This window comes from Paenibacillus sp. 01T422 (assembly GCF_056398785.1).
Genome location: NZ_JBFTQB010000474.1, coordinates 1 through 4,866, shown reverse-complemented (window position 1 = coordinate 4,866; position 4,866 = coordinate 1). Strand labels below are relative to the sequence as shown.

Here is a 4,866-nt window from a genome sequence, read left to right as displayed (position 1 = left end):
GTGTCCAAATGAGCGGCACGAACCATGATTACCGCCATTTGCTCACGGGTAATGAAATCATCCGGACCAAAGGTTGTATCTGTGTATCCTGTGATAATGCCTTGCGCTGCAGCTGTGGCGATTGCGTTCTTCGCCCAGTGGTTCGCTGCGTCAGCGAATTCATTGCTGCTGCCTTGCTCGTTTAATTTCAGGAATTTCACCACGATTGAAACGAATTCTGCTCGTGTGATGCGGTTCTCCGGTTTAAATGTGCCATCTTCATAACCGTTAATGGATCCCGCTTTTACCAATTCAAGAATGTTATTTTCTGCCCAGTGTCCTTTGATATCGTTCAAGGAAATGGCCGGCGTTGTTGGCTCCACTACGGTTGAACCAACTGCCATAACGGCATACTTCGTAAAGTGATTAACCTCTACCGTAATGCGATTACCATTGACCTTACCACCCTCTACTTCCATCCACAGCTTGTTCACTTCGTCATAATAGAAGACAGCTGCTTTTTGGCCGCCCTTCAAGGTTGCTGGATCGAAAGTAAACGTCAAGGTGACCGGCTTATTGAAGTTCTCGGTGAAGTTTTTGAGGATCTCATAGATCGGACTTGCTAGAACCTCATTATTTGTCAAAAGATCCTTCGTTTCATTCAGCTTCTCAATAGTCAACTTCAATTCTTTCAATGAAGCATCTGCCGGAATTGCGACGGTAACCGCATTTTCGTAGCTAACTTCGCCCGTACTACCTACTGGAAGTGTTAGCTTACCATCTGTCGAGGTAACTTTAGTGTCAATTGGAGCAGATGGTGAAGATGGTCCAGAGCCAGAATCAGAACCTGAGTCAGAATCCGATGATGTATCAGCTGCGCGTTTTACTGTCAGATTGTACGCATTCTTCGTCCCATCCTGCGCTGTAACCTCAACTTGGATTGGAGTAGAACCAACAACCAGATTTGAAACTGTGTACATGTACACATTGCCGGAAACAGAGCTATTCTCAGCACCCGTTACCATTAATTCTTGGTGTGTTTCATCTTTGGTTACATTCAGGTTCAAGCTTGTAACACCATAAGCTACATCAACAATGTAATCGGACTGTGTAGCAGTGAACGCAGGACTTAGCGTGCCTTTATCTGTCGTTATGTTGGTTAACAATGTATTGTTACTCAACCTTGTGACAACAATGGTGTAGATTTTGCTTGTGTTGTCTTTAGCGGTAACAACTACGGTAATTGTGTTTTCCCCTACTTGAAGAGGAAGCGCGCTACTCTCTTGACCACTTGCAACTTGCACGCCATTAACTTTCACTGTTGCCGAAGCACTCGCTGCTGATGGAGTAACCTTCACGCTTTCAACGTTGTTCGCAACTGATTGTGTGTAATTCGTTCTTGATGCCTCAAACTGCTCGTTGAGTTTTCCCGTGATCAGGCTTAGTCCGCTCAAATCATTGATCGAATCGGACGGATCCGTCGTCACCGTTCCAGTCGTGAACTTCCATATATCCGACTGTCTCAAACCGCCATACGCATCCTCTGCGACAGCATACCACTGATAGGTCGTATTCTGAGCAAGGTTCGGCCACGTCACCGAAGCGTTTTCCCCGCTTTTCACACTCGCGACGCTTCCAATCGTTTTGTTCGTATACACGTTCACACCGATATAATCTGTGGCAACGCGTTTGGTCACCGCATCCAGATTCAGATCGAGGCTGAACTCGTCTTTCCCAGGATATTCATTCGGCTCATAGTAGTTATAATCATCCAAATGAGGTGAATAAGTCTTCATATTGATTTTGCCATGTGCCAAATCAAATTGCATCAATCGCATATACCCAAGTCCACCTTCTGGCGCTCCTTGGTAGTCTGCCAGCATTTGATACACATTGCGGTCTGGAACGCCGTCGCCGTTATCGTCAATTGGATCGACTTTCAGCTCAGCATCGTGATAGTGACCAGATAGAGCAGCAATTACGTTCTTATTCGGCTTAATTACACGCTCGAAAACTTTTTCCGCCATTGGCGCGCGGTTATTGGAAACGAGCATGAATTCATGGAAGTTCAGAATCGCTTTGCGGTTCGGATACTTTTTCAACACTTCGTTGATCCAGTCAATCTCTTTGTCTCCATAACCCCAACCCATGTAAACAACGATAAAATCGTTACCGTTCGAGGAAATTAAGTCATAGTGGCCGCGGTTGTTATCATAAGATTCGCCGTAAGTAGGTTGGTTTTTAAAACGATCCTCGCCAAACCACTTGTCGTAATAGCTGTAATCATTGTCTTGGTGGCCTACGTCATGGTTACCTGCTAGCACCCCGTAAGGGATCCCCGCCGTTTCCAAAACTTTCATATCTTTATCGGCTTCAATCCATTGGTACTCTTGATCGGCGTTATCTACGATGTCGCCTGTATGAATAACGTATTTAATTTTGTTGTCTTCTTTGTGATCGGAGATCCATTTCACCATTTTTTGATAGATATAAGGATAGCTCTTGGAATAGTACTGGGTATCAGACATCCACACGAAGGAGAAATCATAGTCGCTGTCAGCGGCTTGATTCTGCGTGACGGCAATTTCATCCTGTACCATTACTTGAATTTTCCCGCTATTGGCATAATCGCCGGCTTGAACGTTCGCTTTCAGCTCGAAGTCCTCACTGCCCGCAATAACGGTCTTCAAAGCGTTCCACTCCAGCTTGCTTGGGCTCCATGCGTATAAAGAAACTTTGCGGCCTTCCAGGGACTTCCCTTTCCAGTCAATGACGACTGCGTCTGTGCTTTGAATCGCAGGGTCTAACGCAATCTCAAAACGTTGGTAAGGGAACTTCTCGACAGCATCATCGGTCAGATAGTTGCCGTCAACGCTGCTAATTTTGCTGTAATCTTCAGGGGTCATAGCCACCTCACTTGCAGGCTTCTCCTGCTTCGGAGGCTCTGTGTCCGCAGCGCCGCGATAACCGCTGAACGTTCCCTGTGTGCTTGCATCGTATTTGAAGCCTTGATTGAACGTGACCTTCAAGTCGTCGTTCATCGGATCGGTTACTTTCACGCTCAAGGAAGCGTTCGGAGCCACATCACTCGCACCTTGACTAGGAGCAATCAGATCAGGCATATCCGGCATCTCATTAGGCACTTCGAAATGAATCGTTACTTCCTTCACATTACCAACTTTATCCGTAGCCTTAACGTTGAAAACATGCGTTCCACCCGGCAGTTGTGAGGATGAAGTAGCCATCGGCAGCGTGACTGGCTGCTCGTCTAGTAGGGCCTCAACCTTGTCTACACCAGCCAATGCATCCGATACGATCGCATCGATTGTGAAGCTGCCACGGTACATTTCCCCTTCCTCAATGGAAGGCTGTACAACAGGAGCTGTGTTATCCACCTGCACGTTGGAAGTAACCATCCCGCCTGTGGTATCGCTGACTGTAACCTGATGATTGCCGTCAGCTGTTGAAGTCGTGTTCCAATTATAAGCTTTGGAAGCCAGCTGAGTGGACGGAATAACGAAGTTGAAATCGATCACCGGCAACAGACCGGAGGAATCCCCTATTTTGATCACCTTGTTAGGATCGCTATATTTCGCGTCATACACCACCGTACCGTCGGCAAAGACGAGACGAACGTTCTTCACTTCGAAGTTATCTTTATTCTCTTCCGGACGGTCGTCGAACGGTGAAGCTTTGGAACCAGCACGAATCTGGAACGCGTTGCTACCTTCTTTGAGACGCTCGGCTTTTAATGGAATGGATAATGTTTTGTAGCTATTAATCGGGTCTTGGAAAATTGAGAGAATTTCCTGCCCTTGGGTAATCCCATTTTTGAAATAGTAGTTCACGCCCATGACTTCAAAAGCGAAGAAGGCATCATGCTCCACGGCATGATAAGTCGACTGCGTTAGCTCGCTGCCGTCGATGGATAGTTTCAGGCTGTCTGGATTAACGCCTTCACCTGTTCCCTTCAACACTTTCGTTTGCGAAACGACGTCACCGTCTTTCACATTCAAGCGTAGGCTGGAATGGTCCGAACCACCTTGGATTTGAACACGTTTCGTTTGGGTGATGGTCTCATTCGTGCCGTCGGAAGCTGTGAAATAATAGTCCACGTAAGAGTTTCCGATAAGTTCAGGCGAATAGATCATATAATGGTATAACGTATCCGCAAAGCTCTCTTTCAAGTATCTCTTGTTGTATTGGGACTGCTTGTCTGTTTTATAGTAGAGGGCTACTGTTTTGAGCGATGTTTCGTCCTTAGCCTCACCGATAATTTCGAGATCTAGGGCTTGTTCGATTGTATTCTCTTTGGTCAAATCATTGAGCGTAGGCTTAAGTGTATCCGGAGTGACCTTCACGGTCTGTGGCGGCACTTGAACCTGATCTACGGAACCCGGTGTTGCCGCTGCAACGGTCGAGCTGTATTTGATCATCGTTTTGCTGCCGTCAGACGGATATTTATACAAAATCCCTTTATTGGCCTTTGAATCGCCATTGATATAATAAGCTGTAGACAGCTCGATGCCCGTATTCGTCGCAATTACTAGGCCACGGTTAGAGGCATTCGCCATCCCGTCGCTGTGCACGCGTACAAGGTTAGTGCCTTCTAGAAGGTTCGTTCCGTAGTTGGCATTGAAGTCAGCTGCTGTTGAGTTCCCGTTCTGGTTGTTGATGATCCAGAAGACGAGTATACCTTTTGAAGGGATCATCATGTCTTCTTTGTCCGCAGGCCATGGAACGTCTGCATCTGGACCTGAATCCGTGTAACGGTAGACGACTTTATAGTCTTTGAAATTAACGGGCTGATCCGTATTGTTATAAACTTCAATGAACTCATAACCGTCCGCCGAGCCCACATTCGTGGAATCCGGAACGACTTCGGTC

At 46.7% G+C, this 4,866-nt stretch carries 1 protein-coding gene; it reads right to left on the bottom strand.

Features of this window, described 5'->3' with window-relative positions:
- Positions 1-4,866, bottom strand: a 4,866-nt coding sequence (locus AC1DUA_RS23475; RefSeq protein ID WP_477502068.1) for an S-layer homology domain-containing protein, incomplete at both ends; no start/stop codon positions are given.